The sequence below is a fragment of the Rhodococcus marinonascens NBRC 14363 genome (genome assembly GCF_001894885.1).
GTDB classification, from domain to species: Bacteria; Actinomycetota; Actinomycetes; order Mycobacteriales; family Mycobacteriaceae; genus Rhodococcus_F; species Rhodococcus_F marinonascens.
On record NZ_BCXB01000010.1, the window covers coordinates 116,652 to 142,423 of the forward strand.

At 64.0% G+C, this 25,772-nt stretch carries 21 protein-coding genes, 1 tRNA gene and 1 pseudogene; 14 read left to right on the plus strand and 9 right to left on the minus strand.

Annotated features, from left to right (window positions below; all coding sequences use genetic code 11):
• Positions 1-14: 14 nt before the first annotated feature.
• Positions 15-479, minus strand: a complete 465-nt coding sequence (locus RM2_RS09580; protein WP_072688591.1) for a peroxiredoxin — start codon at positions 477-479, stop codon at positions 15-17.
• A gap of 59 nt (positions 480-538) precedes the next feature.
• On the opposite strand from RM2_RS09580, the gene RM2_RS09585 reads away from it, so the two are divergent.
• The 11 genes and pseudogenes from RM2_RS09585 (at position 539) to RM2_RS09635 (ending at position 13,782) form a co-directional block, all read left to right on the plus strand.
• Positions 539-2,125: an anthranilate synthase component I gene (locus RM2_RS09585; RefSeq protein WP_072688684.1), complete on the plus strand. Its 1,587-nt coding sequence runs from the start codon at positions 539-541 to the stop codon at positions 2,123-2,125.
• A complete protein-coding gene (locus tag RM2_RS09590; protein WP_139277717.1) occupies positions 2,122-2,862 on the plus strand; it encodes a TIGR02234 family membrane protein in 741 nt (246 codons plus the stop codon). Before RM2_RS09585 ends, RM2_RS09590 begins: the two co-directional genes overlap by 4 nt.
• Before the next feature lie 86 nt (positions 2,863-2,948).
• Positions 2,949-3,758: an indole-3-glycerol phosphate synthase TrpC gene (gene trpC, locus RM2_RS09595; protein ID WP_072688593.1), complete on the plus strand. Its 810-nt coding sequence runs from the start codon at positions 2,949-2,951 to the stop codon at positions 3,756-3,758.
• Between the two features lie 63 nt (positions 3,759-3,821).
• Positions 3,822-5,141: a tryptophan synthase subunit beta gene (gene trpB / locus RM2_RS09600; RefSeq protein WP_072688594.1), complete on the plus strand. Its 1,320-nt coding sequence runs from the start codon at positions 3,822-3,824 to the stop codon at positions 5,139-5,141.
• Positions 5,138-5,941, plus strand: a complete 804-nt coding sequence (gene trpA, locus RM2_RS09605) for a tryptophan synthase subunit alpha (RefSeq protein ID WP_072688595.1) — start codon at positions 5,138-5,140, stop codon at positions 5,939-5,941. Before trpB ends, trpA begins: the two co-directional genes overlap by 4 nt.
• Positions 5,938-7,041, plus strand: coding sequence for a prolipoprotein diacylglyceryl transferase (gene lgt / locus RM2_RS09610; protein WP_072688596.1), 1,104 nt, complete (start codon positions 5,938-5,940; stop codon positions 7,039-7,041). The genes trpA and lgt overlap by 4 nt, the downstream gene beginning before the upstream one ends.
• Entirely contained in the window at positions 7,034-7,933 is a 900-nt protein-coding gene (locus RM2_RS09615) for a TM2 domain-containing protein (RefSeq protein WP_072688597.1), read from the plus strand. The genes lgt and RM2_RS09615 overlap by 8 nt, the downstream gene beginning before the upstream one ends.
• 274 nt (positions 7,934-8,207) lie before the next feature.
• Positions 8,208-9,328 (plus strand): annotated as a pseudogene (locus RM2_RS09620) (glutamate synthase subunit alpha); the annotation flags it as partial.
• A gap of 225 nt (positions 9,329-9,553) precedes the next feature.
• The gene (pyk, locus tag RM2_RS09625) at positions 9,554-10,972 is read left to right on the plus strand and encodes a pyruvate kinase (RefSeq protein ID WP_072688598.1); all 1,419 of its coding nucleotides are present in this window, start codon (positions 9,554-9,556) and stop codon (positions 10,970-10,972) included.
• Entirely contained in the window at positions 10,973-11,893 is a 921-nt protein-coding gene (locus tag RM2_RS09630) for an acyl-CoA thioesterase (protein WP_072688599.1), read from the plus strand. It begins immediately after the preceding gene.
• Positions 11,894-11,994: 101 nt separating this feature from the next.
• A complete protein-coding gene (locus tag RM2_RS09635; RefSeq protein WP_072688600.1) occupies positions 11,995-13,782 on the plus strand; it encodes an ABC transporter ATP-binding protein/permease in 1,788 nt (595 codons plus the stop codon).
• Positions 13,783-13,803: 21 nt separating this feature from the next.
• Here the strand turns inward: RM2_RS09635 and RM2_RS09640 are convergent, their stop codons facing one another.
• Both RM2_RS09640 and RM2_RS09645 read right to left on the minus strand, forming a co-directional pair.
• Positions 13,804-14,307 (minus strand): SRPBCC family protein, encoded by a 504-nt coding sequence (locus RM2_RS09640; protein WP_072688601.1) that lies wholly within the window; start codon positions 14,305-14,307, stop codon positions 13,804-13,806.
• 351 nt (positions 14,308-14,658) lie between these two features.
• A tRNA-Leu gene (locus RM2_RS09645) sits at positions 14,659-14,732 on the minus strand.
• A 100-nt stretch (positions 14,733-14,832) separates the two neighbouring features.
• Between RM2_RS09645 and RM2_RS09650 the strand changes: the two genes are divergently transcribed.
• Positions 14,833-15,459 (plus strand): ANTAR domain-containing response regulator, encoded by a 627-nt coding sequence (locus RM2_RS09650; protein ID WP_373863318.1) that lies wholly within the window; start codon positions 14,833-14,835, stop codon positions 15,457-15,459.
• A gap of 266 nt (positions 15,460-15,725) precedes the next feature.
• On the plus strand, positions 15,726-17,057 hold the full coding sequence (locus RM2_RS09655; protein ID WP_072688602.1) for an ABC transporter substrate-binding protein: 1,332 nt from the start codon (positions 15,726-15,728) through the stop codon (positions 17,055-17,057).
• A gap of 61 nt (positions 17,058-17,118) precedes the next feature.
• Here RM2_RS09655 and RM2_RS09660 read toward each other — a convergent pair whose 3' ends face one another.
• Genes RM2_RS09660 through RM2_RS09675 form a run of 4 tightly spaced genes read right to left on the minus strand, consistent with a single transcriptional unit; the run spans position 17,119 to position 21,285 of the window.
• On the minus strand, positions 17,119-17,913 hold the full coding sequence (locus tag RM2_RS09660) for an ABC transporter ATP-binding protein (RefSeq protein WP_072688603.1): 795 nt from the start codon (positions 17,911-17,913) through the stop codon (positions 17,119-17,121).
• Positions 17,910-18,899, minus strand: coding sequence for an ABC transporter ATP-binding protein (locus RM2_RS09665; RefSeq protein WP_072688604.1), 990 nt, complete (start codon positions 18,897-18,899; stop codon positions 17,910-17,912). Before RM2_RS09665 ends, RM2_RS09660 begins: the two co-directional genes overlap by 4 nt.
• On the minus strand, positions 18,892-19,881 hold the full coding sequence (locus RM2_RS09670) for a branched-chain amino acid ABC transporter permease (protein WP_072688605.1): 990 nt from the start codon (positions 19,879-19,881) through the stop codon (positions 18,892-18,894). The genes RM2_RS09665 and RM2_RS09670 overlap by 8 nt, the downstream gene beginning before the upstream one ends.
• A gap of 3 nt (positions 19,882-19,884) precedes the next feature.
• On the minus strand, positions 19,885-21,285 hold the full coding sequence (locus tag RM2_RS09675; RefSeq protein WP_174553842.1) for a branched-chain amino acid ABC transporter permease: 1,401 nt from the start codon (positions 21,283-21,285) through the stop codon (positions 19,885-19,887).
• Between the two features lie 201 nt (positions 21,286-21,486).
• Here RM2_RS09675 and polA point away from each other — a divergent pair, with 201 nt between their 5' ends.
• A complete protein-coding gene (gene polA / locus RM2_RS09680; RefSeq protein ID WP_072688606.1) occupies positions 21,487-24,231 on the plus strand; it encodes a DNA polymerase I in 2,745 nt (914 codons plus the stop codon).
• Between the two features lie 17 nt (positions 24,232-24,248).
• On the opposite strand, the gene trxA is transcribed toward polA, so the two are convergent.
• The gene (gene trxA, locus RM2_RS09685; RefSeq protein ID WP_072688607.1) at positions 24,249-24,617 is read right to left on the minus strand and encodes a thioredoxin; all 369 of its coding nucleotides are present in this window, start codon (positions 24,615-24,617) and stop codon (positions 24,249-24,251) included.
• 73 nt (positions 24,618-24,690) lie between these two features.
• Positions 24,691-25,629: a GlxA family transcriptional regulator gene (locus RM2_RS09690; protein WP_245813807.1), complete on the minus strand. Its 939-nt coding sequence runs from the start codon at positions 25,627-25,629 to the stop codon at positions 24,691-24,693.
• Positions 25,630-25,772: the final 143 nt, after the last annotated feature.

Genomic DNA, 25,772 nt, shown 5'->3' on the forward strand with positions numbered 1-25,772 from the left:
TCCAAGCAGTCGATTCAGGTGGCCTGACGGGTTTGGAGGAACGCGAGCGCTTGATCGCCGTGTGTGTTGGCACGGAACTCGCTGGAGATCACTTCGAGCACCGTGCGGTCGGTATCGATGACGAACGTGGATCGCTTGACCGGTGCGAGTTTGCCGAGCAGTCCGCGGCGGACTCCGAACTTCTCCGCCACGGCCCCGTCAGCGTCCGAGAGCAGTGGGTAGTCGACGGATTGCTCCTGCGCGAACGATGCCTGCTTGTCGACGGCGTCGATGCTGATACCCGCGCGGGAAGCGCCTACAGCGGAGAACTCGGCGCCGAGGTCGCGGAAATGGCAGGCCTCGGCTGTGCAGACCGGCGTCGAGGCCGCGGGGTAGAAGAACAGCACCAGTGGGCCCTCCTCGAGCAGGCTCGACAGTGAGTGCTCGACTCCGTCCTGATCGGGCAGGACGAATTCCGGGGCGATCTGACCAGGTTTCATAAGTGCCGAGGTTACCCGCGCACGGAGACACGACGAGTGCGCCTGGGATGATGGTGTGCATGCACGGCGAGCCCACTACGATTCCCGCACCCACTTCCGCCGCCACCACGCCTGGAGGCGGGTCCGACTCGACCACTACGCGCGCGCAGTTTCGTGCTCTCGCCGCAGAGCACCGGGTAGTCCCGGTGACGCGCAAGGTGCTGGCCGACGCTGAGACTCCGCTGTCGGCGTATTCCAAGCTCGCGGCGAACCGCCCGGGCACGTTCCTGCTCGAGTCTGCAGAGAACGGTCGATCCTGGTCGCGATGGTCGTTCATCGGTGTGGGTAGTCCCGCGGCGCTGACCGTCGTCAACGGTGAAGCCGCCTGGTTCGGGAACGTTCCCGCAGGTGTTCCGTCAGGTGGTGACCCGATCGCGGCTCTCGGCGCGACACTGGAGTTGCTGCGGACCGAACGGGTCCCAGGTTTGCCGCCGCTGACCGGTGGCATGGTCGGCTTCCTCGGATACGACGCTGTGCGGCGCATCGAGCGCATCGGTGAGCACGCCCTCGACGATCTGCAGATCCCCGAGATGGTCATGCTGCTGGCCACGGATCTCGCGGCGGTCGACCACCATGAGGGTGCCATCACACTGATCGCTAATGCGGTCAATTGGGACGGCACCGACGAATACGCAGACGAGGCCTACGATGACGCGGTCGGGCGGCTGGAGCGTATGACGGCGGCACTGTCTGCTCCGGCCGCCTCCACAGTGTCGACGTTCGCGAAGCCGACTCCCGGCTACCGCCGTCAGCGCACCACCGAGGGTTTCGGCGCCGATGTGTCGAAACTGGTGGGGGACATCGAGGCGGGCGAAGCGTTCCAGGTGGTGTTGTCGCAGCGCTTCGAGATCGACTGCACCGCAGACCCGATCGACGTCTACCGGATGCTGCGCGCATCGAATCCCAGCCCGTACATGTACCTCGTCAATGTGCCGAACGGTGACGGTGAGACGGAATTCTCGATCGTCGGGTCGAGCCCGGAGGCGCTTGTGACGGTGTCCGAGGGTGTCGCCACTACACACCCGATCGCCGGAACCAGATGGCGCGGCGCCACCGAGGAGGACGATCTCCTGCTAGAGAAGGATCTCCTCGTCGACGAAAAGGAGAACGCCGAGCACCTGATGCTCGTCGATCTGGGCCGCAACGACCTGGGCCGGGTGTGCGAACCGGGAACGGTGAAGGTCCACGACTACCGCCACATCGAGCGGTATAGCCACGTGATGCATCTGGTTTCCACCGTCACCGGTCACCTCGCGGAAGGCAAGCAGGCCCTCGACGCCGTCACTGCATGCTTTCCGGCAGGCACCCTCTCCGGTGCGCCGAAGGTCAGGGCGATGCAGTTGATCGAACAGCTCGAACCGACGCGGCGGGGCGTCTACGGCGGCATCGTCGGGTATCTGGACTTCGCCGGTGACGCGGATACGGCGATCGCGATCCGGACGGCGCTGATCAAGGACGGCATCGGCTACGTCCAGGCGGGCGCGGGTGTGGTCGCGGACTCGAACCCTGAATATGAGGACACCGAGGCACGGAACAAGGCGATGGCGGTGCTCAGCGCGATCGCGGCGGCGCACACGGTGCGGACTCTAGGGGGCGACACGAAATGAGCGATGCGGGGCGACGTGAAGTGAGCGATGTGTTGGGAACCGTGGAGGAACCAGCACACGCGAGGCGGCGCCAGTCGGTGCTCGCCGTACTGTTGCTCGGTTTTGCCGCAGTGTGCCTGTGGGGTGCCTCCCGGATGACGTGGGTGGAGGTGACATCCTCCGACGGGCTGGGTCAAGAACGCACGACCGTCCTCGTCGGCAGCACGTGGGCCGCTGCGCTCACTCCGCTGGCGCTGACTCTGATCGCCGCAATCGCGGCCTCGTTCGCGGTCAAGGGTTGGTTGTTACGTGTCCTCGGTGTGCTCGTCGGGGTGGTTGCTGTCGGGGCCGCGCTCCCTGCGGTGGAGGTGGTCGCGTCCGGCGCCTCCGACGACGCGGCAGGACGGCTGGCCGAGCTTCCTGGCAGGGCGGAGGTCGAGGCAGTTTCTGTACATGTCGGGCCTGCCGTACTCGTGTTGGTGGGGGCTTTGGCAGCGTTTGTCGCTGCAGTGGAACTGGCGCGGCGGCCCCGGGCGGGGGCCGGGCTTTCGTCGAAGTACGAGAGTCCCGGCGCGCGTCGGGTAGCGGCGAAGAAAGCCGGGGCCGATTTCGCCGACGGTCCGGTCAGCCAGCGCATGCTCTGGGACGCGCTGGATGCGGGGGACGATCCGACAATGGACCGCCCGAAGGCCGACGCGAACGGGGATGGTGTCGATCAAGTTGACGGTCTGGATGGAGGCCCGGGTACCCGAATGTAAACAGCGTCACAGTGCCATCTAGGCTTGCCTCACCCTTGACATTGTTCCTCACATCGGGTTTCCGCCCAGAAAGGACTCGGGCCACGATGACCGTTCTCGACTCGATTCTCGACGGGGTGCGTGCCGATGTCGCCGCCCGCGAAGCCATTCTCGACTTTGCTGCAGTCAAGGCCGCCGCTGCTGCCGCGCATCCGGCGCTCGATGCCGCCGCCGCCCTGCTCGAGCCTGGCATCGGAGTCATCGCGGAGGTCAAGCGCGCGAGTCCGTCCAGGGGCCCACTCGCCGAGATCGCCGATCCGGCGGAACTCGCCGCCACATACGAGGCCGGTGGTGCTCGCGTGATCAGCGTGCTCACCGAGGAGCGGCGGTTCCACGGTTCACTCGCTGATCTTGACGCTGTCCGCCGAGCGGTGAGTATCCCGATCCTGCGCAAGGATTTTGTCTTCGGGCCGTACCAAATTCACGAGGCGCGCGCGCACGGCGCCGATGTCGTGCTGCTCATCGTCGCGGCCCTCGAGCAAGACGCTCTGGTGTCGTTGATCGATCGCACGGAATCGCTGGGGATGACGGCACTGGTCGAGGTTCATACCGAGGATGAAGCCAACCGGGCGTTGGAGGCGGGTGCCAAGGTGATCGGCATCAACGCCCGAAACCTGAAGAACCTCGAGGTCGACAACGGCATTTTCGGCGAGATCGCTCCGGGGCTGCCGACCGAGGTAATCAAGATCGCGGAGTCGGGCGTGCGTGGCCCCGCGGAACTGCTGGCGTACGCGGGAGCGGGAGCGGATGCGGTACTGGTTGGAGAAGGGCTTGTCACCAGCGGGGATCCGCGTAAGGCTGTGGCTGACTTGGTTAACGCCGGCGCACACCCGTCCTGCCCCAAGCCGTCGCGCTGATCAGGCGTCGGCATCGCCGGAAGTGACCGGACACGCCCGAAACGGGTGTGGCAGAATGGCCCAGTGACTCTACGTACTCAGGAAACCTCCTTCAAGGGCGGCGATCTGCCGACTGCAGGCGCGGGAATTGCCGAGCGCACGGCGCACGACCCCGACGCCGGAGGGCACTTCGGTGTCTACGGTGGCCGGCACGTGCCGGAGGCTCTGATGGCAGTGATCGAGGAAGTTACCGCAGAGTACGAGAAGGCGCGCGCGGATGAGGGCTTCCTGTCGGAACTCGATCGCCTGCAGCGTAATTACACCGGCCGGCCGTCCCCGATTTTCGAGGCGACGCGGATGAGTGAGTTCGCCGGTGGGGCCCGCCTCATCCTCAAACGTGAGGACCTCAATCACACCGGTTCACACAAGATAAACAACGTGCTCGGCCAAGTGCTGCTTGCCAAGCGGATGGGCAAGACGCGCATCATCGCGGAGACCGGAGCCGGTCAGCACGGTGTGGCCACCGCTACCGCATGTGCCCTCCTCGGCCTCGAATGCGTCATCTTCATGGGCGCCGTCGACACCGAGCGGCAGGCGCTGAACGTCGCCCGAATGCGGCTACTCGGATCTTCGGTCGTGTCCGTCGAGTCCGGGTCGAAGACTCTCAAGGACGCCATCAACGAGGGACTGCGCGACTGGGTTACTAACGCGCACAATACTTATTACTGTTTCGGCACCGCGGCGGGGCCGCATCCCTTCCCGACCATGGTCCGCGACTTTCAGCGCGTCATCGGCCTCGAGGCACGTGTCCAGGTGCAGGCAATGACGGGCCGGTTGCCCGATGCAGTCACGGCGTGCGTCGGCGGCGGTTCCAATGCCATCGGAATCTTCCACGCCTTCCTGGACGACCCGGGAGTGCGTCTGGTTGGTTATGAGGCCGCCGGTGACGGCGTCGACACGGGTCGCCACGCGGCCACGTTCACCGCGGGTACACCCGGCGCGTTCCAGGGCGGGTATTCGTATCTCCTACAGGATGAGGACGGGCAAACCATCGAGTCGCACTCGATCTCGGCGGGCCTCGACTACCCCGGTGTCGGTCCCGAGCACGCCCTCCTCAAGGACACTGGCCGTGCCACGTACGAGCCGGTCACGGACACCGAGGCTATGGATGCGCTACGACTGCTGTCCGAGCGTGAGGGAATCATCCCGGCCATCGAGTCCGCCCACGCCGTCGCCGGATCGCTGAGGCTGGGCCGCGCATTGGGAGAGGGCGCGATCATCGTCATCAATCTCTCCGGCCGCGGCGACAAGGACATGGATACGGCCGCCAAATGGTTCGGCCTGTTCGATTCCGACGATGCGACCGACACCAACACGACCGATAGGGACGGTTCGGCCAAATGAGCGAACCACTTTCGCGCCTCGCCCCGACGTTCGCGCAGTGCCGCGAGGAGAAGCGGGCCGCCCTTGTGGGATACCTCCCGGCCGGGTACCCCACCCTTCCCGGGTCCATTGACGTGGTCAAGGCAATGGTCGAATCTGGTTGCGACATCGTCGAAGTCGGCATCGCCTACTCCGATCCGGTGATGGACGGCCCGACCATTCAAGCTGCGGCGGAGACGGCTCTGCAGGGCGGTGTGCGGGTGCGTGATGTGTTCACGGTGGTCGAACAGATCGCTTCCATCGGCGGGAAGGCAGTCGTGATGACCTACTGGAATCCGGTTCTGCAGTACGGTGTCGATGCGTTCGCTCGCGATCTGGCAAGTGCCGGCGGTCTCGGACTCATCACGCCCAACCTCATTCCCGAGGAAGCGGGCGAGTGGTTCGCCGCGTCGAAGGAACACGATCTCGACCGGATCTTCCTCGTCGCCCCGTCCTCGACCGAGGAGCGTCTAGCGATGACCGTCGATGCGAGCAGCGGCTTCGTGTACGCCGCATCCACGATGGGTGTCACTGGTGCGCGCAACGCGGTGTCGTCGATGGCGCCGGAGTTGACCGCCCGTGTCCGCGCCCACTCGGACATTCCGGTGGGAGTGGGACTGGGTGTGCGCTCCGGGGCGCAGGCCGCCGAGATCGCCGCATACGCGGATGCCGTCATCGTCGGTTCCGCTCTGGTCACTGCCGTGGAAAACGGCCTGGATGCGGTGCGCTCACTCACAATGGAACTCGCCGAGGGAGTCCGCTCCGCTACCGTGGCTTCGTGACTTCCACACAGGACGTACTGGCCTACATTCCGAGCCCGCCCCAAGGCGTCTGGTACGTCGGACCGTTGGCGCTGCGCGCATACGCACTCTTCATCATCGTCGGCATCGTCGTCGCGATCGTGTGGGGTGACCGCCGTTGGGTGGCTCGAGGCGGGGAGAAGGGCACCGTTCTCGACATCGCCGTCTGGGCGGTGCCGTTCGGACTGATCGGTGGCCGGCTGTACCATGTGATGACCGACTGGCCGACGTACTTCAGCGACGGCGGCAATCCCGTCGACGCGCTGAAGGTGTGGCAGGGCGGCCTGGGGATCTGGGGCGCCGTGGCGCTCGGTGCCGTCGGTGCCTGGATCGGCTGTCGTCGCCGCGGAATCCCGCTGCCCGCGCTCGGCGATGCGATCGCGCCCCCAATCCTGTTGGCACAGGCGATCGGCAGAATCGGAAACTACTTCAACCAAGAACTCTACGGTCGCGAGACCACTGTGCCGTGGGGGCTCGAGATCTTCGAGCGGCGTAACGACGCCGGTCAGGTATCGCCCGGTTTGATCGACGGAGTCTCCACAGGCCAGGTCGCATACGTGGTGCATCCGACGTTCCTGTATGAGGCGCTGTGGAGCGTGCTGATCGTGATCGCGCTGGTGTGGGTGGATCGTCGCTTCCGCATCGGCCACGGACGACTCTTCGCGCTGTACGTTGCCGGCTATTGCGCCGGACGCTTCTGGATCGAACTGATGCGCACCGATCACGCCAGCCTGATAGCGGGCGTCCGCGTGAACTCGTTCACCTCGGCCATCGTCTTTGTCGTAGCCGTGGTGTACTTTTTGTTCGCTACCAAAGGTAGGGAGGATCCGGCGGAACTGCGGTCGGCGAAACCTGAGTCGGTGGAGGGGGAGATCTCCGAGAATGGGCCTGACGGGAAGGCCGAGGACAAGAGCGAGGCGGTATCGGACGACAAGTCCGCGAGCAATGCGAGTGCGTCCTCCGAGGTGGGCACGGCGCCGAGCGACTCCAAGGGCGCGGAGCCGAGCGACCCCAAGGGCGCGGAGCCGACCGACTCCGAGGGCACGGAGACCAGCGACAAGAAGGATGATGTGAATGACTGAACCGGGGAGAGCATCCGATGATTCCGGCCAAGGCGCAACCGAGGACCAGCACAAGGTGAACCTAGGCAAGCGCAGCGACAACAACGAGTCGATCGCGCCTCCCGAGTTCGGCTCACCCTTCGACTATGACGCCACCGCCGAGGCCTCGCTGTCTCAGCCACCTGCTACATCGGAGGGCACTCCCTCGCCGGGATCGACCGGCACCGGTCCGGGCTGGGACACCTATTCCGGAGTCGGCAACGGCCCGGGCTGGGGTTCCACCCCCACCTACCCGTCGCCGAGCGGAACCGAATCGACCGCGTCGTTTCCGAATGTTAGCGAGCCGACTCCGCAGACCGCGCCCCATACCGGCTACGAGAATCCTTCGCAGCAGTCGGGCGGCCCAACCTATGGCGCACCCGACCCGAACTACGGTGCGCAGTACGGTGCACCCCAGCAGCCCGGCTACCAGCAGCCCGGCTACCAGCAGCCTGGCTATCAGCAACCGGGATACGGTCAGCAGGGCTTCCCTCAGGGTGGGTACCCTCAGCCCGGAGTTGCGCAGCAGTCCGGCTACGCAGTGCCGGGTTACAGCCCGTATGGCGACCCGGCGGCTCCGTTCGGTCGCGATCCGATAACGGGCGAGCCGTACTCCGACAAGTCGAAGGGCACTGCTGGACTGCTCCAGATTCTCCTCGGCTTTCTCGGGATTTGCGGAATCGGCCGTCTATACATCGGAAGCACGGGCATTGGTCTCGCCCAGCTGCTCGGGTTCTTTGTCGGTGTCGTATTGATTTTCGCCGCCATCGGGTTCCTCGTGTTTCCGGCTATTTGGCTGTGGGCATTTATCGACGGCATCATGATGCTGTCGGGAAGTGTCAGGGACGGACAGGGCAGACCCCTTCGGAATTGAAGTCAGCCCCTCAATCGCCGTGGCCCGTGACGCATCTGCGTCACGGGCCACGCTGCGTCCAGGAGCAAGATTCGGCCGTATCCTGCGGGTATAAGTCCATCCAAAATGGACGCGCAGGGTGTATGCCCAGCAGCAACCTTCACGGGCCCGATCTGCCCAAGTGGAACCCCGAAACGCAGTTGGCGCCCGTTGCGGCAACCCCGCCAGCGGAGGCCGCCGACAGCCCGCGCAGCGCGCGCACTGGTGGTTTTCCTGCCGATGTGGAGGAATTTCGGTGCTGTTCTCTCGGTTGCCCGGTCCACAGGGCCTGTACGACCCGGATCTGGAAGTCGATTCGTGCGGTGTCGCCATGGTGGCGGACGTACGCGGTCGCCGCTCGCATTCCATCGTCTCTGACGGACTCCTCGCGCTCGAGAACCTCGAGCACCGCGGTGCGGCAGGCTCGGAACCGAACAGCGGGGACTGCGCCGGAATCCTCCTCCAACTCCCCACCGAGTTCTGCGGAGATGTCATCGAGTTCGATTTACCTGCTCCTGCGGACGACGGAACCAGCACGTATGCGGCGAGAATTTGCTTTCTGCCTCGAGGAGCGCAGGCGAGGGCGGTCGCGCAGCAGCGCGTACTGGATCTCGCCGCAGACGAGGGAATGGAGATCCTCGGCTGGCGCGAGATTCCCGTCGACCCGGCCGGTGCGGGCGTCGGGGCCGGTGCGCGGGCCTGCGAACCGCACATGATTGACATCCCGCCGGACCTGAAGGACCGGGCTTGCGCCGAAGAATCGTTGGGTCAGGTGTTCGTCGCTGCGCCCGCGATCGGAGGGATCCCTCCGGGCGGGCTGGTACTCGACCGCCTGGTCTATCCGTTGCGCAAGCGCGCCGAGCGGATTGCCCCCGAGGTCGAGGCCGACGGAGCCGGCATGTACTTCGCGGTCGAGCCGGACCCTCGTCTACAAGGGAATGCTTACCACATCCCAACTTTCACAATACTTTCCGGATCTGCGTGACCCGCGGATCGCGAGCGTGCACAGCAGGTTCTCGACCAATACGTTTCCCTCTTCGCCGCTCGCGCACCCGTTTCGTTTCGTCGCGCACAACGGTGAGATCAACACAGTTCGCGGCAATCGGAACCGCATGCGGGCGCGGGAGGCATTGTTGTCGAGTTCGGTGATTCCGGGCGACCTGCGGCCTTTGTACCCCATCTGTACTCCGGAGGCTTCGGATTCGGCGTCGTTCGACGAGGTGCTCGGGTTGCTGCACCTCGCCGGGCGCAGCGTGCCGCACGTCGTGATGATGATGCCGGAGGCGTGGGAGAACGACACGACGATGTGTCCCGGGCGGCGGACGTTCTACCGGTTCCACCTCTCGTTCATGGAGGCGTGGGACGGACCGCCCTCTCGCACGTCCAGCACAGGCATGAGTCCGTTGTGCGACGCCAGATGGTGTTCGGATCGGGATGCGTCGCTTGTGATGTGGGCGATTACGGAGGGCCTGTCCGCCGCGCACGCGGTCGATGTCTACCTCACCGGCGCTTCGGACCTCCCGTCACCGGTGCATCCGACGGCGGTCCGCTTGCAGTTCTCTGAAATGGAGAAGGTCGCGTGGGACGACTAGGCTCGAGGCCGTGAACCGACGCACGAAGATCGTATGCACTCTTGGACCTGCCACCGCAACCGCTGACCGTATTCGCGAACTGGTCGAAAGCGGTATGGACGTGGCCCGGCTGAACTTCAGCCACGGAGATCACTCCGACCACGAGGAGAATTACAGGCACGTTCGCGCAGCCTCGGATGAGACGGGGAAGGCGGTGGGTATCCTCGCGGACCTGCAGGGGCCGAAGATCCGGCTCGGCCGGTTCGCGGAGGACCGCACCATGTGGGCCACAGGCGAGGTCGTGCGCATCACCGTCGAAGATTGCGTGGGAACTCACGACCGGGTGTCGACCACCTACAAGCAGTTATCCGAGGACGCCAAGGCGGGTGATCGGCTTCTCGTCGACGACGGCAAGGTTGGTCTCGTCGTCACCGACGTCGAAGGCAACGACGTCATCTGCCGGGTCACCGAGGGCGGTCCGGTCAGCAACAACAAGGGTTTGTCTCTGCCGGGGATGAGCGTGTCGGTCCCGGCGCTGTCGGAGAAGGACATCGCGGACCTCGAATTCGCGCTCGGGCTCGGCGTCGACTTCATCGCTCTGTCGTTCGTGCGTTCACCGGCCGACATCGAACTGGTTCACGCCATCATGGATCGGGTCGGTCGCCGCCTCCCGGTCATCGCGAAGCTCGAGAAGCCCGAGGCGATCGACAACCTCGAGGCAATCGTCCTTGCGTTCGACGCAGTGATGGTCGCCCGCGGCGACCTGGGTGTCGAACTGCCGCTCGAGCAAGTGCCGTTGGTGCAGAAGCGGGCCATCCAGATCGCCCGCGAGAACGCGAAGCCGGTGATCGTCGCGACGCAGATGCTCGAGTCGATGATCGAGAACTCCCGGCCGACCAGGGCCGAGGCGTCCGACGTGGCGAACGCCGTTCTCGACGGTGCCGATGCCGTGATGTTGTCGGGTGAGACGTCAGTCGGCAAGTATGTGATGGAGACCGTGCAGACGATGGCCCGGATCGTGGAGGCAGTGGAGGGCGAGTCGACTCGTGTGCCGCCGTTGACGCACGTTCCGCGGACCAAGCGCGGCGTGATCTCCTATGCAGCCCGGGACATCGGCGAGCGCCTGGACGCGAAGGCGTTGGTCGCGTTCACCCAGTCGGGCGACACGGTGCGGCGTCTTGCGCGTCTGCATACCCCGCTGCCGTTGCTGGCGTTCACCCCGTTGTCCGAGGTGCGGAGTCAGTTGTCGCTGACGTGGGGAACGGAGACTTTCCTTGTGGACGCGGTCGACGAAACGGACGCCATGGTGCGTCAGGTCGACAGCGCGCTGCTGGGTCTCGGGCGGTGTAAGAAGGGCGAGTTGGTGATAATCGTCGCCGGATCGCCGCCCGGCACCGTAGGCTCTACCAACTTGATCCATGTCCACAAAATCGGCGAAGAGGACCACTAGGTGAGCGAAGTCGCGGCGAAGACCGATCTCCAGACGCTTCTCGATCTTCTCGACCTCGAGGAGATCGGGGAGGACACCTACAGAGGTCGGCACCCCGCGCAGGTGGGTAGCAGGACATTCGGAGGTCAATTGATCTCCCAGGCACTTGTCGCCGCCGGCCGCACCGTGGTCGGTGAGCGCGCCGTGCATGCCGTCAACGCCCACTTCATCCGTGGCGGCGACGTCAAGGAACCCATCGAGTACCGGGTGGAGCGGCACCGTGACGGCCGGGCATTCGCGAACCGCCAGGTCACCGCGCTACAGGATGGTCAAGAGCTGTTCGTCATGCTCGCGGCGTTCCAGGATTGGGGGAAGGGACTCGAGCACGCGGTCACGGTGCCCGACGTCCCGTTTCCGGACAGCCTGCCGCCGCTGGGCGACCACCTGCTGGGCTACGAGGACCGACTGAAGATGTTTGTCGACGCCCTCAAGCCGATCGACATGCGGTACGCGAACGACCCGTCCTGGATCATGAAGGGCACGGGGGAGAAGCTCACGCACAATCGAGTCTGGATGAAGTCGGACGGGGATCTTCCCGACGATCCCTTGATTCATGTCGCAGTCATGGGCTACTCGTCGGACACGACGGTTCTCGATTCCATCATTACCACCCACGGATTGTCGTGGGGACTGGACCGGATCGTCGCGGCTACCGTAAACCATTCCATCTGGTTCCACCGGCCGTTCCGTTTCGATGAGTGGATGCTCTACGCCACCGAGTCGCCGGTCGCGGCCGGTTCCCGTGGGCTCGCCACTGGCCGATTCTTCTCACTCGAAGGCCAGTTGCTCGCTACGGTCGTTCAGGAAGGTCTGATACGCCATTTTCCTCGCAGGAATGTCGCTCTGGCCAGTCCTGTGGCAGCGAGCTGCGTCGAACGGTAGTTCACCCCGCCGCAGGGGCCGAGGGCAAGGCATCGAGAGATCGAAGCTTTGACCCGACAGCTATTCCTGTGAGCTTCACCACGTGATGGGGGACGTCGCTCATGAACTGGAACAACGTGGTCGGGGACAGCTTGATGTGGCTGTTGCAGGCATACATCATGACCGTGGCGGCGTTCGCCGTCGTGGTCATCCTGCTAGCCCGGTACACCAAGTGGGGAAGACAATTCTGGCGCTTCGCCGCGCCGTATTTCAATCCCAGGCGCAGCCTCAAGCCGCTCGCGATCCTCGCGGTGTTGCTGCTCTCGACGGTGTTCGCTGTGCGGGTGACGGTGCTGTTCTCGTACTGGTACAACGATTTCTACGATTCGATCCAGAATCTGGACGAGTCGGCGTTCTGGCACTTCCTGGGTGTCTTCGCGATCCTTGCAACGGTTCACGTCGCGCGCGCGCTGATCGAGTTCCTGATCGGACAAACGCTCGACATCGACTGGCGGACCTGGCTGAACCATCATCTCGTGGACGGCTGGCTCGATGGCCGCGCGTACTACCGCGACAGGTTCTTGGATGACGCGATCGACAACCCGGACCAGCGGATTCAGACCGACATCACCAACTTCGTCACGACCTCGCGAACGCTGTCGATGGGTGCCGTGACGGCGGTGCTGTCGATCGTCTCGTTCACGGGAATCCTGTGGGATCTGTCCGGCCCGATGACGGTGTTCGGTGTCGAGATTTCCCGGGCGATGATCTTCCTCGTCTACATCTACGTGCTGGTTACCACGGCGGTGGCGTTCTGGATCGGCCGACCTCTCATCAAGCTGAACTTCCTCAACGAGAAACTCGGCGCGAACTTCCGCTACGCCCTGATCCGGGTGCGCGAGTACGGCGAGAGCATCGCCTTCTATCGGGGCGAGAACGTCGAGCGCCGCACCCTGGCCGGCCGGTTCGCGGCGGTCATCCGGAACATGTGGCACATCGTCTTCCGGACGCTGAAGTTCAGCGGATGGAACCTCACCGTCAACCAGACGGCGGTCATCTTCCCGTTCCTCGTGCAGGGTCCACGACTGTTCACAGGTCAGGTGTCCCTCGGTGACGTCATGCAGACGTCGCAGGCTTTCGGGCAGGTTCACAACTCGCTGTCGTTCTTCCGTGAGTCGTATGACGATTTCGCCAGTTTCCGCGCCACGCTCATCCGACTCAACGGACTCGCCAACGACAACCAGCATGCTGCCGAACTGCCCATCCTGAAGACCGGCAAGGGGGGCGACGACCTCGAGATCGCGAAGCTCGACGTCCGCATCCCGTCGGGTGAGGTGCTCATCGAAGGGCTCGACCTCAGCGTGAAACCCGGCGAGTCGCTGCTGGTGAAAGGGCCTTCGGGCTCGGGCAAGACCACACTGCTCCGCACTCTTGCGGATCTGTGGCCCTACGCCGACGGCACGGTGTCGCGGCCGACGGGCGAGGCGATCTTCCTCTCCCAGCGCGCATATCTGCCCCTCGGTTCGCTTCGGACCGCATTGGCGTACCCGAAGGAACCGACGGCGGCGGATGCCACCGTGCGGGACGCACTGGCGAAGGTGGCCCTGGGCAATCTGGGCGACCGACTCGACGAGATCGCGGACTGGACCAGCATCCTGTCACCGGGTGAACAGCAGCGACTGTCGTTCGCTCGAGTGTTGATCGCCCGTCCCGCGGTGATTTTCCTCGACGAGGCGACATCGGCGATCGATGAGGGGCTCGAGCACACGCTCTACACCATGCTCGGGTCCGAACTTCCGAACAGTATCGTGCTGAGCGTCGGTCACCGCAGCACACTGAACCAATTCCACTCCCGCGGCGTGGAACTCGAGGGGGAGGGGCGGTGGACGGAGTCGGAATTGGTGGGATGACGGATGGATCTGCTCGCGTCGTTACGGCGTCCTGCGATAGGACGAAGCGAGTTCGGCGGCCCGATCCCATGGTGACCAGTCGACTGTGCGCCCGTCGAGTTGGGCCTCTACGACCTCGAGTCCGGCGTGCCAGCCTGCGGCGTGGGCGTAGGCGGACTCTTCCTCTTCGACGGTGTGGGTGAGGGTCAGCCAGCAACCGCCGCTTCCGTCCGGAACGAGTTCCCAGTGCAGCGTCTCGGCATCCCAGAGGTATTCGAGTATATGAGCCGGGCGCACTGAGATGACCGTACCGGTGGTGGTCTGGTCTGCGGGCAGGCCGAATCGGCGCACCTGCTCAGCGGTCACCCGGAAGACCAGTTCAGCACCAGGAGTGAGATCGAACTCGACGTCGGCGGGGAACCATGCCTTCAGGTACTGCGGATCGGTGAGGACACGCCACACCTCCTCCGGCGAGTGCGACAACGATTGCTGGAATCGAAGTGCTACACGCCCGTCGTACGTGAAACTGACGGTGCCTGGATCCATTCTGACCTCCGTGCTAGAGGGCGTACCAGTCTTAAGGATGGCTCCTATCGAATGGTTCCTACCAAGGGGTTCCTACCAAGGGGTTCCTACCAAGGGTACTGGCAGGACCACACAGATCCCCAGGATCGGGCTCGAGAAATAACTGCTGCCTGCAGGTTGCTGATTGCACGTCAAGGCGGACCGTCCGACAGGCAACCGGCCACGGGTGGACCCGGTCTCCGATTCTGCGCTGCAGAAGAGAATTGAACCTCGGGTCAGAGGAGGCATCTGAATTGGGAAACCTGGTGAATTGGGAAACCTGGTGAATTGGGAAACCCGGTGAATTGGGAAACCCGGGAAAAACTCTGGCAGTGCCCTCGGTGAGACTCGAACTCACACTGGACGGGTTTTGAATCCGTTTCCTCTGCCAATTGGGATACGAGGGCGGGTCGCGCTGTACCACTGTAGAAGATCGCTGCGGAGAGTCAATCACCGGTACCTTCCTCACGGTCGCTCCCCGCGTCAACGTCGTCCGAGCAGAGGAGAATGGTCACCATGAATGTTCCACAGCAGCCAGATGCGTCGCCCCCGCCGCGACGGGTCGTGGTGGCTGAAGACGAGGCGCTGATCCGGCTCGATCTGGTGGAGATGCTGCAGGAAGAGGGCTACGAGGTGGTCGGTGAGGCGGGGGATGGGCAGGTCGCCGTCGATCTGGCCGTGGAACTGAAGCCCGACCTGGTTATCATGGACGTAAAGATGCCTCATCGCGACGGGATCGACGCGGCCTCAGAGATCGCCGCGAAACGTATTGCGCCCGTGGTCATTCTCACAGCATTTAGTCAGCGTAAGCTGGTGGAGCGGGCCAGGGACGCCGGCGCGATGGCATATCTCGTCAAACCGTTCTCCGCTGCCGACCTGATCCCGGCGGTCGAGTTGGCGGCCAGCCGGTTCAAGGAAGTCGCCGCGCTCGAGCGTGAGATCTCGGATCTGTCCGAGCGTCTGGAGACGCGCAAGGTCATCGAACGCGCCAAGGGTGTGCTGATGGAGAAGCACTCGCTGACCGAGCCCGAGGCGTTCCGCTGGATCCAACGGGCGGCGATGGACCGCCGGTCGACGATGAAGGCGGTCGCCCGCGTGGTGCTCGAGACCCTTGGAGGGGAAGCGCCGAGCTGACCTCGGGTGCGCTCAGGTCGGAACACCAAGCGGGGGTGGACTCGTGCGAGTTCTCGTCGGTCGTCGGTCATACAGCGGGCGGGCTCGACGGTGCAGGAAGGGTTCCTCAATATGACGGATGTGTAAATGCTGGGCAATTCAGGTCACAGTAAGGTCACGAGCCGGTCTGAAGCGATTGCGAATGCCGTCGGACCGCTACCGTCTGATCCCACGGCGGACGCAGAGTTGGGTGGCGTCCGAATACAGGTGATCTAAGGAGATTTTGGATGGCAATACAGACCTTCGTGAGAACGGCCGCGGTTCTCGGCGCGGCGTCTCTCGCGCTCGCGGGCTGCAGTTCGAGTAGTGGCGACGCCGCCGCGAGCGGAAGCGACAGCTCCGTCCCGGCCACCACGGTTTCAACCGACTGCACGCCCGAAGTGGCGACGGCATCAGGCGCTCCGTCCACGGCGCCGCTGAAAATCGGCACCCTGCTTCCCAATACGGGCAGCCTGTCATTCCTGGGCCCGCCGATGGTGGCCGGTACCCAGCTAGGTGTCAACGATGTCAACGCTGCAGGTGGGGTTCTCGGCCAGCCAGTCGAACTGATCCCCGGCGACTCGGGTGACACCACCACCGATACGGCGAACGCCACCGTCGACAGGGAGCTCGCCTCGGGCACGCAGGTGATCATCGGTGCGGCGTCGTCGTCGGTGTCGCTCAAGGTCATCGACAAGGTGACCAGTGCGGGCGTCGTGATGTTCTCCCCTGCCAACACGTCCGATCAGTTCGTCTGCTACCGGGACAGCGGTCAGTACTTCCGCACCGCCCCCACCGACGTGCTGCAGGCTCAGGCTGTCTCGCAGCTTATTTCGGATGACGGAGGCCAGCGCGTGTCGATCTTGGCGCTCAACGATCCGTACGGCACCGGGCTCGCCGACAATCTGGTGCAGAATCTCGTGGATGCCGGTATCCCGGAAGACCAGATTCAGAAGATCATCTACGACCCCAATGCACAGTCGTTCAACTCCGAGGTCGGTCAGGTCAAGGACTTCGCCCCGGACTCCGTCGCCGTAATCGGATTCGAGGAGTCGGCCAAGATCATCAGCCGCATGCACGGAGTGGGCATCGGGCCGTCCGACGGCATGAAGGTCTACGGCGTGGACGGCAACATGGGTAACGCGCTCGGCGAGTCGGTGGCAACACCACTGCTGGAGGGAATGAAGGGCACTGCACCCATGACCTTCCTCGGTCAGTCGTTCCAGGATCGCATCATGACCGTCGACCCGAACCTGATCGACTTCAACTATGCCGCCGAATCCTACGACGCCGTAATCGTTTCCGCGCTCGCCGCGGAAGCGGCGAAGTCGACGGCCGGTACTGACATCGCTGCGAACATCAACGCCGTCACCTTGGGTGGCACCCCCTGCACATCGTACGAGGAGTGCCTCCCGTTGGTGCAGGACGGTCAGGACATCGACTATGACGGCATCACCGGCAAGCTCGACTTCAGTGCCGCCGGAGAGCCGTCCATCGGTTCGTACGCCAAGCTGCAGTTCGGCGCGGACAACACCTTGGCGACGCCGACGCAGGACGACTTCATCGTAGTCGGCGGTTAATCTCCACCTCTCGACATGACTGAGGGCCAGGGAATCCCTGGCCCTCGGTCATATGCAAGGACTACTTCTTCTCCTGGCTTCCGGCGAGCGTGCCGAGGTAGAGTTCGATCACCTTGGGGTCGTGCATGAGGTTCGGCCCGGAGTCGGTGTAGGCGTTACGTCCCTGGTCGAGAACATATCCGCGGTCGCAGATCTGCAGGCACCGGCGGGCGTTCTGCTCCACCATGATCACCGAGACTCCCGCACCGTTGATGCTCTTGCAGCGGATGAACACCTCGTCCTGGAACATCGGTGACAAGCCGGCGGACGGCTCGTCGAGAAGCAGGACTGACGGTTCCATCATCAGGGCGCGCCCCATTGCGACCATCTGCCGTTCGCCGCCGGACAGGGCGCCGGCCTTCACCTTTCTTCGCTCGGCCAGCAGGGGAAACAGTTCGCCGACGAACTCAAACCGCTCGTCGAAGAGTTTGGGGCGCAAATACATCCCCATCTCTAGGTTCTCCTCGATGGTGAGCGAGGGAAAGACGTTCTGTGTCTGCGGGACATAGCCGACTCCTTTCTGCACGAGCACGTGGGCCGGCTTGGATGTGATGTCCTCTCCGCGCAGGACGACCGATCCCGACCGGGCTGGAATCAGCCCGAACAATGACTTGAGGAGTGTGGACTTCCCGGCACCGTTGGGGCCGATGATGCCGACGATCTCCCCCTCGCGCAGAAAGAAGTTGCACTCATTGAGAATGTTGACGCCGGGGATGTAGCCGGCAACGAGGCCGTCTGCTCGGAGGAGTGCACCTTCGGCGAGTTTGGCGTGCTCCTCGGGTGTGGCTGCGAATTCCGCTGGGGTCAGTTCGGTCATGGATTCTCGTGCCTCAGTTCGGTTATGTCGGGTTCGGAGAGGTCGCCGCCGCGCTCGAGAGTCTCGGCCTCGGCCGATTCGAGGGCCTCGGCGAGGACGGCCGTTTCGCCCACTGGATTTCCCGCGTCGTCGAATTGGAGCGCCTGATCGTGATGGGCGCCGAGGTAGGCGTCGACCACGGCTTCGTTCGACGAGAGATGTTCCGGCGTGGACTCGGCGATCACGCTGCCCTGGGCCATCACCACCACCCAATCGCTGATGTCGCGGATAACGTCCATGTCGTGTTCGACGAACACGACGGTCATGCCCTCGTCGCGCAACGATTTGATGTGGCCGAGCAGGCTCTGGGTCAACGCCGGATTCACACCGGCCATCGGCTCGTCGAGCATCACTACCGTGGGATCGGTCATCAGTGCCCGCGCCATTTCCAGTAACTTGCGCTGACCGCCGGACAGCGAGCCGGCGAGGTCGTCGGCCTTGGCATCGAGCTTGAAGCGGGCGAGCAGTTCGTTGGCGCGTTCGGTGACGGCACGTTCCTGAGCCTTCCACGTCCAGGGCAGCAGCGTATTGACGATGCGTTCGCCCCGCTGCCCTGTTGCCCCAAGTCGCACGTTGTCGAGCACGGACAGCTTTGACAGTGCCTTGGTGAGCTGGAACGTGCGCACCACACCCTTGCGGGCTACCTGGTGTGGATACATGCGGCCCAGGGACTGCCCGTCCATTGACCACGTACCAGTGTCAGGCCGGTCGAAACCGGTAAGCAGGTTGAACAGGGTGGTTTTGCCTGCCCCGTTGGGTCCGATGAGTCCGGTGATGCAGCCACGCTGAACCTCCAGGTGGTCGACGTCGACGGCCTTGAGTCCGCCGAACGAGCGGGACACGCTGTCCACCACGAGTATCGGATCCGGTTTGGGTGCGCCGGGGGAGTGCGGTACGTCGGTGAAGATCGCCCCGCGCTGCTCGGCTGTGAGGTTGGTGTCAGGCATTGAGCTGTACCTCCCGCTTGTTGCCCATTATGCCCTGTGGCCGGAAGACCATCAGGACGGCGATCATGATCCCGAGCAGGACGAATCGCATGGCACCCACCTGCTGTTCCGTCAGCGCCAGTAGCGGTTCAGGCCCCGAGATAGCCTGCCGCAGCAACGCGTCCGGGATGGCCAATAGGAACCAGAACAGCATCGCGCCGATGACGGGTCCGAAGACGGTGGCGGCGCCACCGAGGATGAGGGCGCCGAAGGCGAAGAACGTCTGGGCGGTCGAATAGAAGTCGGGGTTGATCGACTTGGTCTGCAGCGCGTTGAACACGCCACCCAGACCGCCGATCATGCCGCCGAGGACCAGGGCCTGCATCTTGTAGACGAAGACGTTCTTACCCAACGAGCGCGCGGCGTCCTCGTCCTCTCGGACGGCTTTGAGGACGCGACCCCACGGGCTGTGTGTCAGGAGGTATACGAACCCGCACAGCAAGAGGACGAGAGACCAGCCGACCACCATCGACCACAGGTCGTCGCCGTAGAACTTCACACCGAGGAAGGAGTACTGCTTCCCAGAATCGAACGGGCTGAGATCAGTGAACGGGTCGGCGAAACCGAACAACCCGTTGGTGGATCCGGTGACGGAATCCGAAGCGGTGGATCGAAATACCAGCCGCAAGATCTCCGAAGCGGCAATCGTGACGATGGCGAGGTAGTCGGCCCGCAGTCGAAGAGTTGGGATGCCGAGGACCAGGGCCAGCAGCCCGGCTGCCGCGAGACCGACGAGGATGCCGAGCCACAGCGGCTGGTCATAGGTGACGGTCATGATTCCCACGCCGTAGCCGCCGAGGAGTGCGAAACCGATCTGGCCGAAGTTCAGCAGGCCGGCGTAGCCGAAATGCAGGTTCAGGCCGATCGCCAGCAGCGCGTAGAAGATTGCTGACGGTCCAATCAGCTGGGCGAGCGAGACCTGGAGTGCTCCGATGATATCCATGTGTCACCCGATCCTTTGCCGGCTGCCGAGAATGCCTTGAGGCCGGACGACGAGGATGACGATCAAGATGAGCAGTCCTCCGATGTACTTGAGGTCAGGGTTGATCACGAGCGTGGACAGTTGGACGAGCAGGCCGACGATCACGCAACCGAGCAGCGCGCCGTATGCGGTGCCGAGTCCGCCGAGCGTGATTCCGGCGAACATCAGCAGCAGAAGCTTGAATCCCATCTCCCACTGCACGCGCCCCCCGAGTTCGGAGATGGCGAACAGGACCCCGCCGAGGGCGGCGAGTCCGCCGCCGAGACCCCAGACGAAACGGATCACGCGTTCGACGTCGATGCCGGACGACTCCGCGAGGTCACGGTTGTCGGATACCGCGCGCATGGCCTTGCCGATGCGCGTCTTCTGCAGCAGTAGGGCGACGCCGACCAGGACGACGAGACTGATGACGATGGACACGAGGTTGGCATCGGTGATCGCGATCGGACCCCACTGCCTCTGCACCTGGACCTGGTAGTCGTCGAACGGCTCCGTGCGGTCGGAAAAGAAGATGAGGATCAGGTAGCGCAGGGCGATCGCGAGACCGATCGACACCACGAGCTGCGCAATCAGGCCGGTCTTGCGTCGGCGCAAAGGTTTCCAGATCGCGGCGTTGTTCAACAGGCCGATCAGGACTCCGACGATGATCGCAAGGATCGAGGCGGCGATCAGCTGCATCCCGAACGTCACGTTGAAGACCCACGCCGCGACGGCACCGAGAGTGACGAGTTCGCCGTGCGCGAAGTTCGTCAGACCGGTGGTGCCGTAGATCAAACTCAAGCCGACGCCTGCGATGGCGATGATCAGACCGAACCGGAGCCCGTCGACGGTTTGCCGGATCAGCTTCTCGTAGAACGAGGTGTCGGAACTAGTCCGCTCATCGCCGAACAAGAAGATCACCGTGTTGGCACGACCGGCCACCACATCTCGCTCCACTGTCTCTTGCACGCTCACGTCGTCGGGGAGGGATGATTCGACAATCTCGAATGTGTAAGTGCCGGGCGCGACGCGAACGTCCCAGCGGCCGGTGCTCGTCGATTCGGTGCGGGCGGACTCTCGCCCGGTCGAGTCGAGTGCGCGCACTTCGACGCTCGCGAGACGGTCGCCGCCATTGTTGAGGGTGCCACTGACCCGGACTGCGTTCTCCGGGGGTGCGGGTTGCGCACTGGTCCCGGGTGGTGGTGGCGGGGTGGGCTCCTGCGCCGCCGCGGGACCACCGAGTGCGATCGCAGCGACGAGGCTGAGCAGGAGAAGGGCGAATACACGGCCGAGGTACGGGGTTACCGGATCTCGTCCTATGTCTATCCCTGGGGATTTAGGTCGCGTACTCGCTAGTGGGAGTCGCTTCCTTACGGTTGGGGCCACGAACAGGTCCTCCGGGTGTGTCTAGTTTGGTCAGGCGGTGCAGCGGCGGGCTGGAAAGCCCGTTCGCAATTTCCGGACTCTAGCGGCTTCGACCGCGCGAAATCGGGTTCTCGGATTTCTGGCGTGTGAATTTCTGGTCAGCGGATCTGCTCGGACCATCCGGCTGATCGTTGTCGCAGTCGCTCCCTAGACTGGGCAACCGTGAGCCCTGCAACGACACCCCGGTCCACCACGTCCCTCGCGTCCGGCCGAGCCGAGCCGTCCGGCGATCGCCCTACTCTGATGCTCCTCGACGGCCACTCGCTCGCCTTCCGTGCGTTCTACGCGCTGCCCGCCGAGAACTTCAAGACCCACAGCGGTCAGGTCACCAACGCGGTGTACGGGTTCACGTCGATGTTGATCAACCTGCTGCGCGACGAACAGCCCAGCCATGTCGCGGCGGCATTCGATGTGTCCAGGCAGACGTTTCGGGCGGAGAGGTTCCCCGAGTACAAGGCGAACCGCAGCAAGGCTCCGGACGAGTTCAAGGGCCAGATCGAGATCACCAAGGATGTGCTCGGCGCGCTCGGCATTCCAGTCATGGCGGAAGAAGGCTTCGAGGCCGACGACGTCATCGCGACACTGACCACCCAGGCAGAGGCGCTCGGGTACCGCGTTCTCGTGGTGACCGGTGACCGGGATTCGTTCCAGTTGGTCACCGACGGCGTGACGGTGCTGTACCCGAAGAAGGGTGTCTCGGACCTCACCCGGTTCACGCCGGCGGCCGTGGAGGAGAAGTACGGGCTCACACCCGCGCAGTACCCGGACTTTGCGGCTCTGCGGGGCGACCCGAGCGACAACCTGCCGGGAATCCCGGGTGTGGGGGAGAAGACCGCCACCAAGTGGATCAAGGAATACGGCGACCTCGTCGGACTGGTCGACAACGTCGACAAGGTACGTGGCAAGGTCGGGGACGCGTTACGCGAGAACCTTGCGAACGTCCTCCTCAACCGGGAACTCACCGAGATGGTGCGCGATGTGCCACTGCCGTACACCCCGGATCAATTGGTCCTTGCGCAGTGGGATCGTGACAAGATCCACGCACTGTTCGACGACCTCGAGTTCAAGGTGCTTAGGGACCGATTGTTCGCGACGCTCGCCCCCGTCGAGGCCGAAGCTGAAGAGGGCTTCGAGGTGCGTGGCGGCGCGCTCGAACCCGGCGCGGTCGCCGACTGGCTGTTCGAGCACGCTTCGGGCGGCGAGAGATCCGGAGTCTCCGTGGTCGGAACGCGCACGCCATACGGCGGCGACGTGACGGCGATCGCCATTGCGGCCGCGGACGGCGAAGGCGCCTACGTCGACACCGCCGGTGTCACGCCGGAAGACGAGAAGGCGCTCGGCGACTGGCTCGCGGATGCAGATCAGCCGAAGGCCCTGCACGAAGCCAAGTGGGCAATGCACGCGCTGCGCGGCCGCGGCTGGGTGCTCGGCGGACTCACCAGCGACACCGCGTTGGCGGCCTACCTGGTGCGGCCAGGGCAGCGGACCTTCAACCTCGACGATCTGGCGCTGCGCTATCTGCGCCGAGAGCTTCGGGTGGAGGAGACCGGCGAGGAGCAGTTGTCGTTGCTCGACGACGCCGATCAGGTGGAGGCTGAAGCCGCGGAAGCCGAAATCCTCAGCGCGCGTGCCGTGCTCGATCTCGCGTCTGCACTCGACACCGAACTCTCCGACATCGAATCGAGCACCCTGCTTTCCGAAATGGAACTGCCCCTATTGGAGGTGCTGGCCGATCTCGAAGCGTCGGGTATCTCCGTTGACGGTAATCACCTCCACGACCTGCAGAGCCGGTTCGCCGCCCAGGTATCGGAGGCGGCGGAGGCCGCCTACGAGGTCATCGGGAAGCAGATCAACCTCGGGTCACCCAAACAGCTGCAAGTCGTGCTCTTCGACGAACTGGAGATGCCGAAGACGAAGAAGACCAAGACCGGCCACACCACTGACGCCGATGCGCTGCAGAATTTGTTCGAGAAGACGTCGCACCCGTTCCTCGAGCACCTGCTCGCGCACCGAGACGCGACACGTCTGAAGGTGACCGTAGACGGTCTACTCAAGACCGTCGCCGAAGACGGCCGTATACATACGACGTTCAATCAGACCGTCGCGGCCACCGGCCGGCTGTCCTCGACCGAACCCAATCTCCAGAACATCCCCGTGCGCACCGACGCCGGCCGTCAGATCCGTGACGGCTTCGTGGTCGGCGAGGGTTTCGATACCTTGCTCACTGCGGACTACAGCCAGATCGAGATGCGGATCATGGCTCACGTGTCCGGGGACGAGGGGCTTATCGAGGCGTTCAACACCGGAGAAGACTTGCACAGCTTCGTCGGTGCTCGCGCATTCGGCGTGCCGATCGACGAGGTCACGCCCGAATTGCGGCGTCGAGTAAAGGCGATGTCCTATGGTCTTGCTTACGGGCTCAGCGCATTCGGGCTGGCGGCGCAGCTCAAGATCTCGACCGAGGAGGCCAAGTCTCAGATGGAGGCGTACTTTGCGCGGTTCGGTGGCGTGCGCGACTACTTGCACGAGGTGGTGGAACAGGCCCGGAAGGACCTCTTCACATCGACGCTGTACGGCCGCCGCCGCTATTTGCCTGATCTTGTCAACGACAATCGCCAGCGGCGCGAAGTCGCCGAGCGGGCCGCCCTGAATGCGCCGATCCAGGGCACGGCCGCCGACATCATCAAGGTCGCCATGATCAACGTCCAACGCTCGCTGCGTGAGGCTGGGCTGAAATCGCGCATGCTGCTGCAAGTTCACGACGAACTAGTGCTCGAGGTCGTCGAGTCGGAGCGTGAACAGGTCGAGCAGTTGGTCCGCCACGAGATGTCCTCGGCCATCGAACTGTCGGTGCCGCTCGAGGTGTCGGTCGGCACCGGTCGCAGTTGGGACGCCGCCGCACACTAGGCGGCGCCCCTGTCGTCCTATTCGGCCGGAGCTTGCTCGGCGATCTGCTTGCGTACCTCGTCCATGTCGAGCGCCTTCACCTGCGTGAGGAGATCCTCGAGCGCGGCAGGCGGCAAGGCGCCCGGCTGGCTGAATACCAGCACACCCTCACGGAACGCCATGAGGGTCGGGATCGAGCGGATGTTCGCCGCCGAGGCGATGCCTTGTTCCGCTTCGGTGTCGACCTTGGCGTGCACCACGTCGAGGTGCTGCTCCGACGACGCCTCGAAGGTGGGAGCGAACGCGCGGCACGGTCCGCACCACGATGCCCAGAAGTCGACGAGAACCACGTCATTGCCGGTCACGGTCTCGTCGAAATTCTGTTGAGTCAGTGTCTTGGTGGCCACGGGAGTCCTTCCGATCGGTGATGGTGTTGCTTGTGTAACGCCCGGTCGCCGCCGATTCTTCCCTGCAGGCCGATCATGCGGTTCGTTCAGTGTCACGGAAAGCGCGACGGTACGCCTGCGGGGTGGTGTGACGCAGCCGCAAGAAGTGCTGCCGCAGTACCGCCCCACCTCCGAATCCGACGCGTTCGGCAATCACGTCGACCGGCAGGTCCGAGTTCTCGAGGAGGTGTTGCGCGGCGAGGACCCGTTGATCGCCGAGCCATCGTGCGGGGGTGGTGCCCGTCTCGGCCTGGAACCGTCGCGCGAACGTACGCGGTGACACGTTGGCCTTCGCAGCCAGGGCGGTCACCGAAAGGTCGAGGGTGAGATGTTCGGTCATCCAGTCCAGCACAGGTCCGAGGGTGTCGATCGAGGCCGTCGGCAGTGGCATCGCTACATATTGGGCCTGGCCGCCGTCCCGATGGGGTGGGACCACCATGCGTCGTGCGATGCCGTTGGCCACTGCGCTGCCCTGCTCCTTTCGCACGATGTGCAGGCACAGATCTATTCCCGCCGCGGTACCTGCGCTTGTCAGGACGGGGTCGTCGTCCACGTAGAGCACGTTTGGATCGACCGTGGCTGCAGGATGACATTCGGCGAGTCGCTCGGAGTGCTTCCAGTGGGTGGTGCATTTTCGGCCGTCCAGGAGCCCGGCGGCGCCGAGTACGAACGCACCAGTGCAGAGGCTGGCAACCTTGGTGCCGCGGTCGACGACTTCGCGAAGTTTTTCGAGCAGGGGATCCATACACGGATCCTCGGCGAAGGTTCCGCCCGCGGGAATGATGACGAGATCGGCATCGTCGAGTCGGTCGAGGTCGTAGGGAACGTCGATTCCGTACCCGAAACGGGTGCGAATGGGTTCTGGTGCGCCGGCGACGAGGGAAAAATCGTAGGTGGGGAGTCCGTCGTCGGATCTGTCGAATCCGAACACCTCGCAGGCGACACCAAGTTCGAAAGCTTCAGTGAGGGGCATGAGTGGTACAACGACCTTTTTCAGCACCGCATCAGTATGGCAGAAAAACGTCGAACTGTGTCATTGCTGCCACTTTCCCTCCTGGGTGAGCGGCAGCCAGGCTCGAAGCATGACAATCCTGGTTGTGATTCTCCTCGTGTTCC